Source organism: Chitinophaga sp. W2I13 (genome assembly GCF_050434005.1).
GTDB lineage: Bacteria > Bacteroidota > Bacteroidia > Chitinophagales > Chitinophagaceae > Chitinophaga.
On record NZ_JBNPWD010000001.1, the window covers coordinates 4,864,475 to 4,878,490 of the forward strand.

Consider the following 14,016-nt stretch of genomic DNA (forward strand, 5'->3'; position numbering starts at 1 on the left):
CAGATTCAGAAAAAAGACAAATGAAAACAAGATATAGCTCATTTTACTTTTTGTTGTTCTCCTTAGTTGTAGGGTTAGCAGCATGCCGGGTAGGCCGCAATTACGAGCGGCCCCCGGTGGCGTTGCCGCAGCAGTTCAATAATGACACTGCGCCTTCAGACACCAGCAGCATAGCAGAAATAGAATGGAAGAAGTTTTTTACAGATGCCACCTTACAGCAGTTGATCAGCCAGGCCCTCACCGGCAACTACGATCTGCAGCTGGCGGTGAAAAGAGTGGAAACGGCGCAGGCTTACCTGAAACAGGCTAAAGTGGCCTGGTTGCCGGCTTTTACAGCTACCGCATCGGGCAGTACCAACTTCCCTTCCAAGAATAGTTTTAATGGATTGAACCTTGCTGTTAATAACCTCGGCGACCATATCGAAGATTTTAATATCGGTGTGGGCATGTCGTGGGAAATTGATATCTGGGGTAAGATAAAACGTCAGAAAGAAGCCGCACTGGCTACCTATCTGCAATCGTACGAAGGCGAGCACGCCGTGCAAACCGGGTTGGTGGCAGCTATTGCCAACAGTTACTTCAACCTGCTGATGCTGGACAACCAGCTCAGTGTGGCCCGCAGAAACCTGGCGCTCAGCGACACCATCGTAAAGATGATCCGCCTGCAGAAAGCCGCCGGTGATGTAACAGAGCTGGGGGTGCAACAGGCTATTTCGCAGCAACAAACTGCGGAACTGCTGATCCCACAACTGGAACAAGGTATTGCCATCCAGGAAAATGCGTTACGCATTTTAACCGGTGAGCTACCGTCAACGATTACACGTAGCAGCAAACTGAGCGACTTCCAGGTATTGGACTCATTGCCGGCAGGTATTCCTGCGGCCATGATCAGCCGCCGCCCGGATGTACGCGCCAGCGAAATGGGACTGGTAGCTGCTAATGCACAGGTAGGCGTGGCGCAGGGGTAGTATGTATCCTACGCTCACTATTACCGGCAGTGGCGGATTAAATGCCTTCAAAGCCAGCACCTGGTTTAATCTTCCTGCTTCCCTGTTTGGTACAGTGGCCGGAAGTGTGGCACAGCCTATCTTCCAGCGCCGCCAGTTAAAAACACAACTGGAAGTAGCTAAAATTCAACGTGAACAAGCGGTGATCCAGTTTAAGCAGTCTGCTCTTACAGCAGTAGGAGAGGTTAGTGATGCGTTGGTAAAGCTGGACAAAGTAAAGGTGCAGCAGGAAATTGCTGTCCGCCAGGTAAATACTGCGCAACTGGCAGTACAACAGGCTCAGCTGCTGTTCCGCAGCGGTATGGCTAATTACCTCGAAGTAATTACTGCCCAATCACGTTCCCTGCAGGCTGAACTGGCCCAGGCCGATATAGACCGCCAGCGCCTCAATGCGATGGTAGACCTGTACCGTTCTTTGGGTGGCGGTTGGAAATAGCCACTGCAAATGACGGATCAAAGCGAAAGACCATCAGCAGAGTTTTTGAATCACTACCCGAAACAGATCGCTTAGGTCCGTCATTTTTATCATACCATCCCGGTTTACGCGTTGTAAACCGGGATTTTTATTTCCGGAAGGCTTGCTGCTGGCGGGTTTAAAAAATAATAGCCGAATTTTTTTTTATTTTCAATTTCTTTTATACTTTTGCGTCCCTGGAGAGTTGGCAGAGCGGTCGATTGCGGCAGTCTTGAAAACTGTTGACTGTAACAGGTCCCGGGGTTCGAATCCCTGACTCTCCGCAACCACATTGTTAAAATGGTTAAAGCCTGTAGATGCAAAATCTACAGGCTTTTTGTATTTAGAAAAATGCCGGATAAATGCCACTGATTTCGGTTAAATGAAAGCCTGAAGGAAAACAAAAATGTTACAGCTACTATTCTGCAAACCGTTGGTATTAAAGAACATGATGGGATGGTAATTGCAGTTGTTAACAGGTAAATGAATAAATAGAGATATCCGTTAGTTATGATGAGGTACATTGCTATCCTACTTATTTCTTACAATTCTCACAGCAATATATGGTTTTCCCGGTAACCCGATTAAGCTGTGTCCTGAAAATTTCTTTTCCAATGGTGTGATGGTCATATTCCATGTGTCAATCACTTCAACATTGTAGGATGCGTCTGTAGGAAGATCAATAACAATGCTCCGCGGTTGTGCATCATTCAAATACCCCAAATAGTATTCATGTTCAATGCCGACGCATGAAAATGGTGCCCACGTAAATAAAGGAATAGGTTTTAATTCCCCGGGTGCCGCTTCAATAATCTGGCGGAGGAACTTGATCCGATCGGGGCTTTTTCCTATCATCACACCGCCTTTCGACCACCATAAAATATCGGATGACTCACCAGGAAGCCGGATAGGATCTTCAGTAACATAAGTTTCTCCATGTCCTACAAATCCTCCATTGGTAAAACCTCTCCAAAACTTTTCAGTCATGGATTGAGCAGTTAAATTACCCCACGACCACGGTATGTTTCCTTCATATCTGCATTCATCAAAAATAACAGGCTTTTTATACTTCGTCCTGTACTCTTTTGCCTCATAAGTGTTTTCTTCCTGAATGCTTACATGCGTAATGTAGGGATTGGTATGATCATAGAACCGAACACCATTATGAATACTAAGGAGGTGGTGAAACTTATTTAGTAGCGAATTGCTCAATATAATAGTCCCAGTCACTCATTTTCTTATTCTGCATAAAATCATACTCGTTGGCCATGCTCCACCAAACATTCTTGAAAGCTGCGAATCGTGCAATGATGTAATTGATATAAAGGTCTTCGGTAGCTCTGTCGAGCGAACTAAATCCCCAACGGTCGTAAGGATGGAAAACAATAAGGTCTGCTTGAATGCCTAGTGAGTCGAGCTGCTTTATTCTTTCTTCGATGTTCCTGAAAAAGGCAGGGTTTAATTTGTTATAGTTCCAGTTTTTTAGCGGTGATCCCTCAAAAGGATAATACACAGGTTCATTATTGTTCCAGTCATAGCTCTTTGGAAAAATGCACATGCGCATTTTATTAAAATAACCCTTCGATAATGTTTGGAGCGTTACTTCGGCCAAACTATCACCCTGGTGTACCCAGCCGTAGCAGGTGGTTCCAAACGAATAATGCGGGGTACCGTCGGCATATGCAAAATAGAAACTGTCTTTTACTGCTACAGGACCATGATTATCTTTTTGCGCGGGGGTACATACAAAGCTTCCTTTTTTATTAGTAAGGTTTTGACATTGCTTAAAGTTACATAGTTCCATTTTCCTTCGTTTGGAGGCATAAACCTGATTTTATAAATGCCATTGCCGTCGTAAAAACCAGGAACAGAAATAGTATCCTTGTTCTTAATAAATCTGCCTGTTAGGTTCACCGGATAAAATATGAATTGATTGAGCAAATGTGGATATTGATGATTGAAAACGGCATAGCAAAAAGGAACGACAGTTTCAATATAACGGCGATTAAGCAGGCCATTAACCGTTACGATCTTTTATGGTCGGAATGGAGGGCTTTAAATTATTCGAGTGTAATGGGTTTGTCTTTCCTTTTAAAATCAAACCACATTACCTTATCCTGCGCAGCTGATTTCAGGTATAAAATATTCTTATAAAAGGCAACCCCGCTGCCAGAGTATATTCCAGCATCGAAATCCTTATCTTTCTTTAAACGGTTGTGAACCGCATTAAAGAAGGACTTAATCGTGGGCATTGGATTTTTACTAATTAAACGCAGCGCAAGCAATTCTACATCCGTATCTGTTTGGCGGCCCCCTTTGCCTTCAATGCAATAATCAAATACGTCATCTGCATAAAAATTCGTGTCATCATTCAGTGTAACTTCCTGAGCGCTGAAGAAAAACTGACTATAGTCCATATCCAGCTGGTCAGCAAAAACATCCAATTTAACATACTCCGCCTGCAATGCTGCATCTCTTTTTTCCAGATAAAGATGCACCTGGTATTTCTCCATCAAATCTTTCACCCTATCCACAAATACATCAAACGGAACAATCACATTTATTAAAGAAGCCATAAATTCTATAAAAATTTATATTTAAAATATCTTACACCTTAACTAAAGTTAAATATTTCTATTGTTAATCATCCTACGGATAGCAGAAGTAAACTCAATTAGGGATTCAGGCTACACATTTGACGGTTTAGGCTAAGCTATGACCAATGCCTTTGTCGACCTTTGTAAAATGGAAAACAAAATTAAAGGAAAAGTAGTCGCTATAACAGGGGCCAGCAGTGGAATTGGTGAGGCTACGGCAATTATGCTGGCAGCGCAGGGTGCAAAAGTAGTTTTGGGCGCCCGTCGTAAAGATCGATTAGAAGATTTGGTTGGCCGGATCAAAGCGGCAGGTGGCGAAGCAGTTTATTTAGTGACGGATATCAAAAACCGCGGTGATTTAGTGCAATTGGTTCATTTAGCCTGTGAAACTTTCGGGCGTTTGGATGTGATAGTAAATAACGCTGGAATTGCCCGTTTGTCGAGGGTCGACGCTGTTCAGGTCAGCGATTGGGAAGAGATGATTGATGTCAATCTCAAAGGAACCCTGTATGGTATCGCAGCTGCCTTACCAATTTTTTTGAAACAAGGTTTTGGTCACATCATCAATATCATATCAACTTCCGGTATAAAAATTGTGCCCCTGCAGGGTGTGTACGCCGGTACCAAGAATGCAGTGCGTACCATCACCGAGGCCATGCGCCAGGAGTCAGGCGGGCTATACCGTGTAACCGGAATCTCACCTGGTTTGGTTAATACAGAACTGATAGATCATATCAAAGACGAAGCAGCCAGAATAGCTGTTAAGGAAAAGGCAGCACAAATCGCGATCACTCCTGATGCAATAGCAGCTGCGGTGATCTATGCTATTAGCCAGCCGGATCATGTGGAAGTGGGAGATATTGTTGTCCGGCCAAGTGTACAGGATTAAACTTAATTTAGCATGAATCATGAAACCTGCACAGCAACCCATTATATTTAAAACCATTTCTGAATTGATGAGGGGAATGGGTATGCCCAAACCCCTGCATCCTTTGGTGGCTGTAGTAAATTACGATGCTACCAGGATCAGCCGGGAAAACGCAGGAAGAAGTTTTTTGATCGACTTTTATAAGATTTCCTTTAAACAAAATTTCAGGGGTCAGGTTAAATACGGGCAGGGCTATTATGACTTTGAAGAAGGGGGCCTGGCTTTTTTAGCGCCCAATCAACTGGTTACTATGACGGGTGATGAAAGCAGCTACGAGGGCTATACGCTGTATTTTCATGCCGATCTTATCCGCAATTATCCATTAGGCAAAAACATGGATCAATATGGTTTCTTCGCCTACGCAGTAAATGAAGCCTTGTTTCTTTCTGACAAAGAGAAGAAAGTAATTGGTGCCCTGTTTGAAAGTATTGCTGCCGAACTGGATAATAATACTGACGCTTTTAGCCAGGACGTGTTGGTTTCGCAGATTGAATTGCTGCTTAATTACAGTAACCGGTTTTATAACCGTCAGTTCCTTACCCGGAAAGCTGTCAATAATGACCTGATCAGTCAAATGAATAGCTTCCTGGCTATTCGCTTCACAGATCACGTAGATGGAATACCTACTGTTCAGGAGGTTGCCCGGCATCTCAATGTTTCGCCCAGATATCTGACGGATATGCTCAAAACACTAACTGGGCAAAGCACACAGCAGCATATTCATGACCGGTTAATAGAAAGGGCTAAGGTGATGCTGACAACTACCCGTATGAATATTGCCGAAATCGCCTACCAATTGGGTTTTGAACACCCACAATCCTTCAATAAATTATTTAAACGAAATACTGCTCTTTCACCAAGCAAATTCAGGCAATCTTTCAATTAGCGGAAGAAAATCCCTGCTTCATCCGGAAACAGGGATTTGAAAGCAAATTTAAAAACCATACATACCACCCGAAACGGAAATCTGCTCTCCCGTAATCCAGGCTGCATCATCGGACGCAAGAAATACGGCGGCTTTCGCAATATCTTCGGGCTGGCCTCTGCGGCCAAGCGGCGTATTGGCAATAAACATTGTTTCATACTCACTGCCAGCAGTGACGCCGGCACTACGTGCTCCTTCTGTTTCCGTAGCGCCCGGCAAAATGGAATTGATACGGATGTTTTTTGCACCCAGTTCTTTCGACAAGGAAATCGTTATGGCGTCTAAGGCTGCTTTAGTTGCAGAGTACAACGAGGCTGCAGGAAGTGGCATTTTGCTTGCGCCAGAACTGATGTTGATAATATTGCCGCCCTTACCGCTGAACAGTTTCAAAGATGCCTGGATAGTAAGTATAGCCCCCAAAACGTTGGTGTTGAAATGCTGGTGAAAGCTTTCTGCTGATACCAGTTCAATAGGCGTGTATCCCTGAAAGGCCGCGTTGTTTACCAAAATATCCAACGTGCCGAAAGCCTTTTTTGTTTCTTCAAACAGCCTGGTTACATCCGCTTCCTTCGATACATCGCCCTGTACCGGAATGGCGATGCCTCCATTGTCAGTTATCTCCTTAACCACGCTATCTGCGCCTTCTTTACTTTTGGCATAATTCACAACTACCTTTGCGCCTTCCGCCGCAAAATATTTGGCGATAGATGCGCCTATTCCTTTTGATGCACCTGTAACCACCGCTACTTTGTTCTTTAATCTACTCATTGTTTCTTTTTTTGATGCTTGAGCGACAAAGGTAGGATTGGTAAGTTATTATTAGTAACTTCGTGCTGAAAAGTAACAGTAACATAGGTGTAACAAAGTAACATTATGGGGTGTAAAATAGAAGAGTTCCAACAGGAACAAAAGAAAAGAATGAAAGCTGTTCAGGATTCAATGGACGTGCTGAATGGGAAATGGAAGATTTCTATCATCTCATCTATTTGCTGTTACGGCAAAAGGCGGTTTTCAGATATTTTGAATGATGTAGAAGGAATTTCCAACAGGATGTTGAGTAAAGAATTAAAGGAATTAGAAATAAACCAGTTGGTAAAGCGAACCGTTTTAGATACACAACCCATAACGGTTCAATATGAGCTTACGGAACACGGTGATACACTACAAACCATCATCAGCAATCTGACAGATTGGGGCATTGTACATCGGAAGAAAATTGTCGGGAAATAATATAAGCTTCATGAACCGCCGTCGGGAATGGAGGTAAATGATGGCGTGCGTGAAAGAACTAAAAAGGAGAACAGGGAAAGAAGGAAAAACAGCAGCATAGGTTGTATGCAGCTGTTTGTGGACTGATCTTAAATCCCTGTCCTTTAAGGCACATTATTCTGCCAATCAGAGTTTGGCCTTCGCATCATTCAATAGTGACAGCAATTGAATTACATCCCCATCCTTCATAAACACATAGGACTTCTCATCAAATCGCTCTATTTTTAAAAAGGTGGACCATTGCTTTTTTGAATAAAAGCAGCCTGCCTGCAAGCCGCCGCGGCTTTTATATTCAACTTCAGTATATACTTCTGGTGTGGTCGGCATTATCTTGTCTTTTATTATGTTTAAAGATTTAATAAGCGCATCAACCTCATCTATATCAAGCAATCCTATTTTTGTATCGGATGAATATGCTCCGGAATACGCATATTCAAAACGTACTGCCTTGGCGGTTTCTCCGCCAATCAGGTCTGTAAATTGGGCAACTTGAATCTGGCAGCCCCTCAGCGATCCAACGTCCGTAAATTGTCTTTGTATTAGAGACCCGGATTTGTTTGAGAAAAGCTCTGCCTTGCTTTTTTGTTCTTTTAGATCTGTATTGGGTTTCGCCGTTTGAGAAAAAGCCGAATAGAATGGGGTTATAATTGCCAAAATTAAGATTACTTTTTTCATAGTTGATGGAGGTTTATTTAAAAGATTTTTTGAACGACATCATAACAGTTGCTGCTATATACTTAGCACGTTTAAGCCTGAACTTTTTCTGAATCATACCAATCAACCGTCTTATGCAGTATTTCTTCGAACTTAAAAAGGTCATCGATAGTTAAAATCTCCGTCCTCGTTTCTTTTTTTTGCTCGTCAAAAGTGCCAATGTATTTCCGTACACCGTTAAAATACAGTCTGCATATCGTTTTTCGATTATTATCATCCAGCAGTATAGCGAAATAGGATTGAGCATCGCGATATGCTATCCTGGCCGGTTTTATCTTTTGACGGAGCATCGTCTTTACAATCATGTAACCTTCCTTTTCCTCTTCGGTGGTTTCAATCACCGGGGCCTTTTCTTCTACATTTGTTGTTGCTAATTCTTTTTCAGCATCAGATGGCGCAGCCTCATTTTCCTTTTTCAACGCAGATTTAAGCCTTTCAGTTATCAGGTCATTAATGTATTGTTGTATTGACCTTTTGGTAAGCGTACCCAGCTGCTCAACAATTTTTGACGTTAACATCCCCTTATATATCTGTTTGGCAAAGAGCTTGATCAACCCCTCAGAAGGATTTTGAAATTCAATATTTATCAGCGTTTTGAGCTCATTCATATATTTTAGCTCGCTTGCAGTAGTTTGAATGCTTTCTATGTTGAAATATGACTTGTGGAATTTCTTTAGTTCTTCAATCTGGTTATCTTTTATATCTGTAACATTAAATTCAAAGAATGGCTTTTCATCCATTTTATTCTGCTCTGCAAGATCTGTATAAAACCGGTAAATTATTCCATTGGACAATAGTCCGAACTTAGCGGCTGTAGTGTGAAAGTACCGGAAAAGCTGGGAGTTGTGCGGATCCAGGCTTTCTCCCCAATGCTTACATTCGATAAGTATGGAAGGCTTGCCTTCTTTCAGGATTGCATAATCGACTTTTTCGCCTTTCTTGATCCCGATATCTGCAATGAATTCCGGCATTACTTCAAATGGGTCAAATACATCGTAGCCCAGTACTTTAATGAAAGGCATAATAAAAGCATTTTTAGTAGCCTCTTCTGTTTGAATCTGGTTTTTAAGCTTTTCGACTTTGTCGCCGAAGAGTTTAATTTCATCTTTGAAATCCATCTTTTTTATATTAATGTTGTTGGAAATCTATTACTGAACTGCTTTTCCGAGGGCGTCGAGCCGTCGTATCTGTAAGTTCATGTGGTGCAGCACCACCTTTTCGTAATCATTGGATTTGTCGCTCGCCTTACTGAAAAGCACCAGCATCTCTATAAACAGGAAAAACAGGATCCACAGGCACCAGAAAGCTAATGCAACGGACGATGCGGATAACATATGCATCATGATCGTTAACTCATCCAGGAATCCTGTATTCGCTTTCATTTCTTTTTCAAGTGCAGGCTTAATGTGGAGTAAATCGTTTTCCTTTTGGGCTCTTTGTTGCCGCATGGCGCCAATGGTGGAGTCAAGGGACGGTAGCAATGCTATTTTGGGATTTGGCACCAGCGTAGTTCCAACAGTAATGTCACTTATCGTTTTCCAGGTGGTGGTATCCCTGCCAGAAGATGTAACTGTTGCCACGGGTACCCGTCTTGTTGCTGTTTGCGTAGTTGTGGCAGTTGTGGTGGTATGTTTACTGATATCTGCGATGTAATTATCTTTTTCCTGTTCTTTTTTATTAATCGTCGTGTCCAGCGCTGCAATCTGCTTTCTTAATTCTTCGGTTTTCGAGGGTAGTATACTGTCAACCTTGTTCGAAACGTAGGAAATCTTCTCTATCTCAATATCTTTTTCGAATATTATCTGATCGATGATCACCGCGCCCAGAACAGACATAATTAGCGCCAGGCAGCATCTGAAAAATCGTAGTAGCCAGCTCGGATGGATGGATAAGATGATTTGCTTTTCAACCTGTACAATGATGACGATGGAGAGAAGCCCGGCCAGTATGCAACCCGGCAAACTGAGTGACAGGTAACGGTGGGCAAAAGTAAAACCAATGAAGAACCAGAGAATGCAAACGATCAGCATGGCTGCGGTGTACTTTTTCACGGATTTGAATGCGGCTTCGCTGCAGTTCCGCAGGATATTATAATTGTATCCGGTGAGGAAGCAGCCGAAACGGATCCAGAGATGTTTCATAGCGCAGGGTTTTAAAGGTTTTTGTTCAGAATCATGTGACTGGAAATTGCCGCAAGGCCATTCCTGAATCCGCGGGTATAGCTGATAATGATGCCATGCCCGACTCCCTCGTTGAGCTTTGCCTGTTCTTCGATTTCTTTGACCTGCCTGATGTGGCTTTCGGCAATTTCCTTTTTTACGGTAAGCTCTTCCACCGTATCTATCATTCCGCTTCTGCTCCTGCTGGAGATGTGGAAGTTTATTTGCCGGATAAAGTCGTCGTAAAACGTTTTTACCTTCCGGATTGATCTTTCCAGGTCATTCTTCAACGCGATCACATTTTGATCCAAATGAGTGATATCCGGATTTATCAGAGCATCATTATACCCTTTAGACTCATAATTCTTGTCGAGGAAATCGTATAGAAGATGTAGTCCACCATTGAGCGGTGTAGCAGCTTTCCCGTCAGGCTGGTCTCCCGGTGCATCCTTCTCAATGAAAGTAGTTTCCGGGATATCGGGTATTGCGTTTTCAATTGCCAGATGGTGGTTATGACCATTTTGACGTTGCCGGTTGAAAATATTGAAGAGGCTCATATGTTTTATTAAATAGTGATTGTCGGCACCTTATATTTATTATGCCCTTTATTATGACAGGATTCGCAAAGCGTGATGAGCAAGCGATCGGGGTACTCCCAGGGAAGGCGGAACTTCTGCTCGCTTGCTATAAACTGGTATTGCCGGTGATGTACCTGCAAGTCTTTGTCGCTACGGCAATGCACACAACGATGCATATCTCGGTGTAGTATTTCTTTTCGTCTTGCCTTCCAGTTGGGGTGAAATAGAAGGGCGCCATAACTGCCATGCGATTTAACCTTCAGGAGGTCCTGCTTTTTAGGTGTTACCGGAGGCGACTTGGCAGGAATATCTTCCTCGATATATCTGCGATAACATTGGTCTCCCTTAAACTGCAAATATTTATACGGCGCGTCGTTTGGAGTTGTCATAATAGTACAGGTTGGAGTTTATTGAAATATAGTTCCGATCGGGTCAATTTATTGCTCCCACTTACAAAGGGTTCTGGTTGTCATTGCTTTTTCAAGGGAAATGCTGATGATTCGGTGCTTACAATTACTTAGCCCACGGCAATCCGATTTATAATGATACTTTGTAGCACTTTTGCTGTCGCAGACATACACCGTTATTGGGTTGCAGTGAGTATAGCTTATAAGCAGCCAGGTATACAGGAGTTTCATGGTTCGATCGGTTCTGAAAAGGGGCACATAGAACTGGCATTATTGGTTAAGTCGTATGACAAAGCCTGCAACAATGAATACAGCCATTCGCTTTTTTGTAGCGTTTTGTTGCTTCGCGAACCGCTTCCTGGCAGGTTTCAAATCCTCCCAGATAGGTCCGGTTATACATCATGGGAAAGTATTCGCAGGTACTGACGTGAACTTCATGATCGCCGTTGAGCTGGGGGTTATTGTTTACATAATAGTTCTGTTTCATAGTGTTGTTTTTAATTTATGAAACAAAAGTATATTTCATCAACCTCCTTTTTTTATGGGAAACCGTAATCAGTTATTTTCTTTTGAAATTTCTTTTGAGATGCTTATATAGCACCTAAATCCTTGCAGTGGGCCACCAGTTGTTCATTTTTGGTAAAGCCAAGTGCATCTTTCATCTGATTGAGTTTCTTTTCTACGCTGCTTAGGCCGGATGGTTTTATCCCGTTGCGTTGAAGGTGCGCGGGTATGTCTTTCTGAAGCATTCCCTGCGCAAGCAACGTTATGATCAGGATATCAAATTCTGAAAATGAGTAGGCGTTCTTTTTGTCGATCGACTGCCTGATATGATATGGCAAATAACGCCGGTGCTGGGCTATTTCATTGATGGCTTCTTTAAGCGACCGGATGTCGTTTCGGCCTTTGGCGACAAAACCGTCTATGTCGTACTTGTTGTAAAGTTGTTCAATAACAGCCGGCTTGTTTTCCAATGAGAAGACCAGGATATTCAGATCGGGCTGTACTTCCCGGGCAGCGGCAATCAGCTCTATACCACCAGATAATACCTGCTTACGATCATCCTGAATGAATGATAAATCTGTAATCAGGAGATCGAAGGAGTTTCCGGCTTTAACTGCCTGTGTGATCTTATACAAAGCATCATCGCAATAATAGGCATGTGCTATATCTGTGATAGCCAAATCTTCCAGTGTTTTCTGCAGAGAAATATTGGCGCTTTCGATATCTTCAGCAATAAGTACCTTTTTAATCATAAGGATTGAGCTATTGGAATGGAAATGTGAATTTTTAATCCTTTAGCAGGATGCTCAAATGTATATTGCCCGTCAATTCTTTTAATACGGTTTCCCGTATTCTGCAGTCCGTTTCCATACTTAACTTGCGGAGAAATACCGATGCCATCATCGGTATAGAGAATCTGAAGCTGGTTGTTTTGACATTCGAATTTTATCATCACGGAGTTGGCCTGGCTATGTTTTTTCATATTGATCATTAATTCCTGGAGAATATATTCAACTTCATGCTGAGCCTGCACACTGATCCGGCTCCAGAGCATAGGACCGTTGCCGAAGATCAGGACCTTGATTTGTTCAGATCCAAAAGATTCCAGCAGGTTGTCAATTTTAACGTGAAAAGGGATCTTTGAGATAGTGGGATTTTCGTAGGAGATATCGCGGGACTGCTCATACAGCACCTCGATCTTATCTATTAATTCCTCCTGATCTACAGACGCTTTATGCTCAAGTTCTGTCATGATGCGGTACAAGCCATTTGCTACCACGTCATGCACTTTCTGGGAGGTTTTAAGCTGATATTCCTGTATTGCCTGCCGGGATGCAAATTCAATTTGTTGCCGGCGCCGGCGGTACCGAAGGATTAAAGCGATTCCGGCGATAATGAAGAGCAGGATGGTTAGCGCCAGTATGAACCGCTGTACTACCAGCTGGGTTTTCTTTTGTGCATTATCTTTTTGCAGCTGAAGATTGTCGGCTTTGTTTTTTGCGGCTTCGTACCGGATTAATGCAAATTGGTTCTTCGCGGCGTTCTGGGCCGTTTGGATACTATCCGTCAGGTGTTGGTAGCGGATGAAATAAGGTTTCAGCAGGTTAGTGGGGCTGAGGGTAATAAGTTTTGAAAGTGCTTCGACTTCGTCGTCCGGACTGTTCATTTCCCTGGCAATTTCGTACCTTCTTACCGCATAATGAAGCGCCGAATCGGGCAGGGAGAGCGAATAATAGTCTGACAGATGCGCGTAACTGGCATTGAGTCCCCTGATATCGTTTGAATCCTTACGGATTTGCAATGCAAGTTGCAGCTCAGGGCCGGCGGAGTATGCAGCGTTTTTCAGCCATTTAGTTTTGGCATAGTTGGAAAGTACCCGGGCATATTCTTTTTTGTTTTTACTCTCAGCCAGCAAGGATCTGTATAAATCGATAGCCTGGTCATAGTCGCCTTTTTTCTGATAAGTAAGGGCTATGCTGTTAAGGGCAATGGTCCTGGCCTTTGGATGTTTTATATATTTGAGTGCCTTGCGATAGTAGTCGATAGCTGCGTCATAGTTTTTAAGGTTAAGGCAGATATTGCCCAACTCATGGTAAATTGAGCTGAGGCATTCCTGGTCTTCTTTTTTGTGTTCATCAAGATAAGTAAGGGATTTCAACAGGCTTTCCTGTCCTCCGTAATGGTCTCCCTCATATGCCTGGATGATACCCATATAAGTATAGGCCATTGCAATTTCCAAACTGTCTGTGGCCCCGGTGGCAACGAGATTAAAATAATAAAAGGCAGAATCGTTGTTGTTGTTATTGAAAAATGATTCCCCTTTTTCCAGCGTGGGTGCAGAAATCGGTTGCGGGGGTTCCTGGTTGGAAGTACAGGCTAAAAAACCGCTGAGGAGTAGGGGCAGGATAATGTTTGAGGGGCGCACTAAGAATTATTTCTCTTAAAAGTATCGAATTTCTCAATTTTGAGGAATT

Annotated in this window: 18 protein-coding genes and 1 tRNA gene; 6 read left to right on the forward strand and 13 right to left on the reverse strand. The window is 42.9% G+C overall.

Annotated elements, in window-relative coordinates; translation table 11 throughout:
• The first annotated feature begins 20 nt into the window (after nt 1–20).
• The 3 genes from QFZ48_RS20065 to QFZ48_RS20075 all read left to right on the forward strand — a co-directional run bounded on the left by QFZ48_RS20065 (nt 21) and on the right by QFZ48_RS20075 (nt 1,745).
• Nucleotides 21–968 carry a TolC family protein gene (locus QFZ48_RS20065; RefSeq protein ID WP_429063341.1) on the forward strand — a complete coding sequence of 316 codons (948 nt, stop codon included), beginning with the start codon at nt 21–23 and terminating at the stop codon, nt 966–968.
• Nucleotide 969: 1 nt separating this feature from the next.
• Nucleotides 970–1,443 (forward strand): TolC family protein, encoded by a 474-nt coding sequence (locus tag QFZ48_RS20070; protein WP_429063342.1) that lies wholly within the window; start codon nt 970–972, stop codon nt 1,441–1,443.
• Between the two features lie 217 nt (nt 1,444–1,660).
• Nucleotides 1,661–1,745 (forward strand) — tRNA-Ser (locus QFZ48_RS20075).
• 247 nt (nt 1,746–1,992) lie between these two features.
• Here QFZ48_RS20075 and QFZ48_RS20080 read toward each other — a convergent pair.
• The 4 genes from QFZ48_RS20080 to QFZ48_RS20095 all read right to left on the reverse strand — a co-directional run bounded on the left by QFZ48_RS20080 (nt 1,993) and on the right by QFZ48_RS20095 (nt 3,974).
• Nucleotides 1,993–2,448 (reverse strand): DUF5605 domain-containing protein, encoded by a 456-nt coding sequence (locus QFZ48_RS20080; protein ID WP_429063343.1) that lies wholly within the window; start codon nt 2,446–2,448, stop codon nt 1,993–1,995.
• 202 nt (nt 2,449–2,650) lie between these two features.
• Nucleotides 2,651–3,265, reverse strand: a complete 615-nt coding sequence (locus QFZ48_RS20085) for a DUF4038 domain-containing protein (protein WP_429063344.1) — start codon at nt 3,263–3,265, stop codon at nt 2,651–2,653.
• Nucleotides 3,169–3,375, reverse strand: a complete 207-nt coding sequence (locus QFZ48_RS20090; protein ID WP_429063345.1) for a DUF5060 domain-containing protein — start codon at nt 3,373–3,375, stop codon at nt 3,169–3,171. Before QFZ48_RS20090 ends, QFZ48_RS20085 begins: the two co-directional genes overlap by 97 nt.
• A gap of 146 nt (nt 3,376–3,521) precedes the next feature.
• The gene (locus tag QFZ48_RS20095; protein WP_429063346.1) at nt 3,522–3,974 is read right to left on the reverse strand and encodes a hypothetical protein; all 453 of its coding nucleotides are present in this window, start codon (nt 3,972–3,974) and stop codon (nt 3,522–3,524) included.
• 202 nt (nt 3,975–4,176) lie between these two features.
• Here QFZ48_RS20095 and QFZ48_RS20100 point away from each other — a divergent pair, with 202 nt between their 5' ends.
• Both QFZ48_RS20100 and QFZ48_RS20105 read left to right on the forward strand, forming a co-directional pair.
• Entirely contained in the window at nt 4,177–4,947 is a 771-nt protein-coding gene (locus QFZ48_RS20100) for an SDR family oxidoreductase (RefSeq protein ID WP_429050332.1), read from the forward strand.
• 19 nt (nt 4,948–4,966) lie between these two features.
• Nucleotides 4,967–5,872, forward strand: coding sequence for a helix-turn-helix domain-containing protein (locus tag QFZ48_RS20105; protein WP_429050331.1), 906 nt, complete (start codon nt 4,967–4,969; stop codon nt 5,870–5,872).
• A 48-nt stretch (nt 5,873–5,920) separates the two neighbouring features.
• On the opposite strand, the gene QFZ48_RS20110 is transcribed toward QFZ48_RS20105, so the two are convergent.
• The gene (locus tag QFZ48_RS20110) at nt 5,921–6,679 is read right to left on the reverse strand and encodes an SDR family NAD(P)-dependent oxidoreductase (protein WP_429050330.1); all 759 of its coding nucleotides are present in this window, start codon (nt 6,677–6,679) and stop codon (nt 5,921–5,923) included.
• A 105-nt stretch (nt 6,680–6,784) separates the two neighbouring features.
• On the opposite strand from QFZ48_RS20110, the gene QFZ48_RS20115 reads away from it, so the two are divergent.
• Nucleotides 6,785–7,141 carry a winged helix-turn-helix transcriptional regulator gene (locus QFZ48_RS20115; RefSeq protein WP_429050329.1) on the forward strand — a complete coding sequence of 119 codons (357 nt, stop codon included), beginning with the start codon at nt 6,785–6,787 and terminating at the stop codon, nt 7,139–7,141.
• A gap of 165 nt (nt 7,142–7,306) precedes the next feature.
• Here the strand turns inward: QFZ48_RS20115 and QFZ48_RS20120 are convergent, their stop codons facing one another.
• The 8 genes from QFZ48_RS20120 to QFZ48_RS20155 form a co-directional block, all read right to left on the reverse strand.
• The gene (locus tag QFZ48_RS20120; protein ID WP_429050327.1) at nt 7,307–7,855 is read right to left on the reverse strand and encodes a hypothetical protein; all 549 of its coding nucleotides are present in this window, start codon (nt 7,853–7,855) and stop codon (nt 7,307–7,309) included.
• A 71-nt stretch (nt 7,856–7,926) separates the two neighbouring features.
• The gene (locus QFZ48_RS20125; protein WP_429050325.1) at nt 7,927–9,012 is read right to left on the reverse strand and encodes a type I restriction endonuclease; all 1,086 of its coding nucleotides are present in this window, start codon (nt 9,010–9,012) and stop codon (nt 7,927–7,929) included.
• Between the two features lie 30 nt (nt 9,013–9,042).
• Nucleotides 9,043–10,035 carry a DUF4407 domain-containing protein gene (locus QFZ48_RS20130; RefSeq protein ID WP_429050323.1) on the reverse strand — a complete coding sequence of 331 codons (993 nt, stop codon included), beginning with the start codon at nt 10,033–10,035 and terminating at the stop codon, nt 9,043–9,045.
• A gap of 11 nt (nt 10,036–10,046) precedes the next feature.
• A complete protein-coding gene (locus QFZ48_RS20135) occupies nt 10,047–10,610 on the reverse strand; it encodes a hypothetical protein (RefSeq protein ID WP_429050321.1) in 564 nt (187 codons plus the stop codon).
• Between the two features lie 8 nt (nt 10,611–10,618).
• Nucleotides 10,619–11,020, reverse strand: a complete 402-nt coding sequence (locus QFZ48_RS20140) for an HNH endonuclease (RefSeq protein WP_429063347.1) — start codon at nt 11,018–11,020, stop codon at nt 10,619–10,621.
• A gap of 295 nt (nt 11,021–11,315) precedes the next feature.
• Nucleotides 11,316–11,525, reverse strand: coding sequence for a hypothetical protein (locus QFZ48_RS20145; protein WP_429050319.1), 210 nt, complete (start codon nt 11,523–11,525; stop codon nt 11,316–11,318).
• A gap of 103 nt (nt 11,526–11,628) precedes the next feature.
• Nucleotides 11,629–12,294: a response regulator gene (locus QFZ48_RS20150; RefSeq protein ID WP_429063348.1), complete on the reverse strand. Its 666-nt coding sequence runs from the start codon at nt 12,292–12,294 to the stop codon at nt 11,629–11,631.
• A complete protein-coding gene (locus tag QFZ48_RS20155) occupies nt 12,291–13,967 on the reverse strand; it encodes a tetratricopeptide repeat protein (protein WP_429063349.1) in 1,677 nt (558 codons plus the stop codon). Before QFZ48_RS20155 ends, QFZ48_RS20150 begins: the two co-directional genes overlap by 4 nt.
• Nucleotides 13,968–14,016: the final 49 nt, after the last annotated feature.

What these genes read in the sequence shown, in the direction of transcription:
- QFZ48_RS20085 (WP_429063344.1), bottom strand. Translation starts at nt 3,265, where the DNA reads ATGGAACTATGTAACTTTAAGCAATGTCAAAACCTTACTAATAAAAAA.
- QFZ48_RS20105 (WP_429050331.1), top strand. Translation starts at nt 4,967, where the DNA reads ATGAAACCTGCACAGCAACCCATTATATTTAAAACCATTTCTGAATTG.
- QFZ48_RS20135 (WP_429050321.1), bottom strand. Translation starts at nt 10,610, where the DNA reads ATGAGCCTCTTCAATATTTTCAACCGGCAACGTCAAAATGGTCATAAC.
- QFZ48_RS20070 (WP_429063342.1), top strand. Translation starts at nt 970, where the DNA reads ATGTATCCTACGCTCACTATTACCGGCAGTGGCGGATTAAATGCCTTC.
- QFZ48_RS20125 (WP_429050325.1), bottom strand. Translation starts at nt 9,012, where the DNA reads ATGGATTTCAAAGATGAAATTAAACTCTTCGGCGACAAAGTCGAAAAG.
- QFZ48_RS20150 (WP_429063348.1), bottom strand. Translation starts at nt 12,294, where the DNA reads ATGATTAAAAAGGTACTTATTGCTGAAGATATCGAAAGCGCCAATATT.
- QFZ48_RS20065 (WP_429063341.1), top strand. Translation starts at nt 21, where the DNA reads ATGAAAACAAGATATAGCTCATTTTACTTTTTGTTGTTCTCCTTAGTT.
- QFZ48_RS20115 (WP_429050329.1), top strand. Translation starts at nt 6,785, where the DNA reads ATGGGGTGTAAAATAGAAGAGTTCCAACAGGAACAAAAGAAAAGAATG.
- QFZ48_RS20140 (WP_429063347.1), bottom strand. Translation starts at nt 11,020, where the DNA reads ATGACAACTCCAAACGACGCGCCGTATAAATATTTGCAGTTTAAGGGA.
- QFZ48_RS20145 (WP_429050319.1), bottom strand. Translation starts at nt 11,525, where the DNA reads ATGAAACAGAACTATTATGTAAACAATAACCCCCAGCTCAACGGCGAT.
- QFZ48_RS20095 (WP_429063346.1), bottom strand. Translation starts at nt 3,974, where the DNA reads ATGGAGAAATACCAGGTGCATCTTTATCTGGAAAAAAGAGATGCAGCA.
- QFZ48_RS20100 (WP_429050332.1), top strand. Translation starts at nt 4,177, where the DNA reads ATGACCAATGCCTTTGTCGACCTTTGTAAAATGGAAAACAAAATTAAA.
- QFZ48_RS20130 (WP_429050323.1), bottom strand. Translation starts at nt 10,035, where the DNA reads ATGAAACATCTCTGGATCCGTTTCGGCTGCTTCCTCACCGGATACAAT.
- QFZ48_RS20110 (WP_429050330.1), bottom strand. Translation starts at nt 6,679, where the DNA reads ATGAGTAGATTAAAGAACAAAGTAGCGGTGGTTACAGGTGCATCAAAA.
- QFZ48_RS20120 (WP_429050327.1), bottom strand. Translation starts at nt 7,855, where the DNA reads ATGAAAAAAGTAATCTTAATTTTGGCAATTATAACCCCATTCTATTCG.
- QFZ48_RS20080 (WP_429063343.1), bottom strand. Translation starts at nt 2,448, where the DNA reads ATGACTGAAAAGTTTTGGAGAGGTTTTACCAATGGAGGATTTGTAGGA.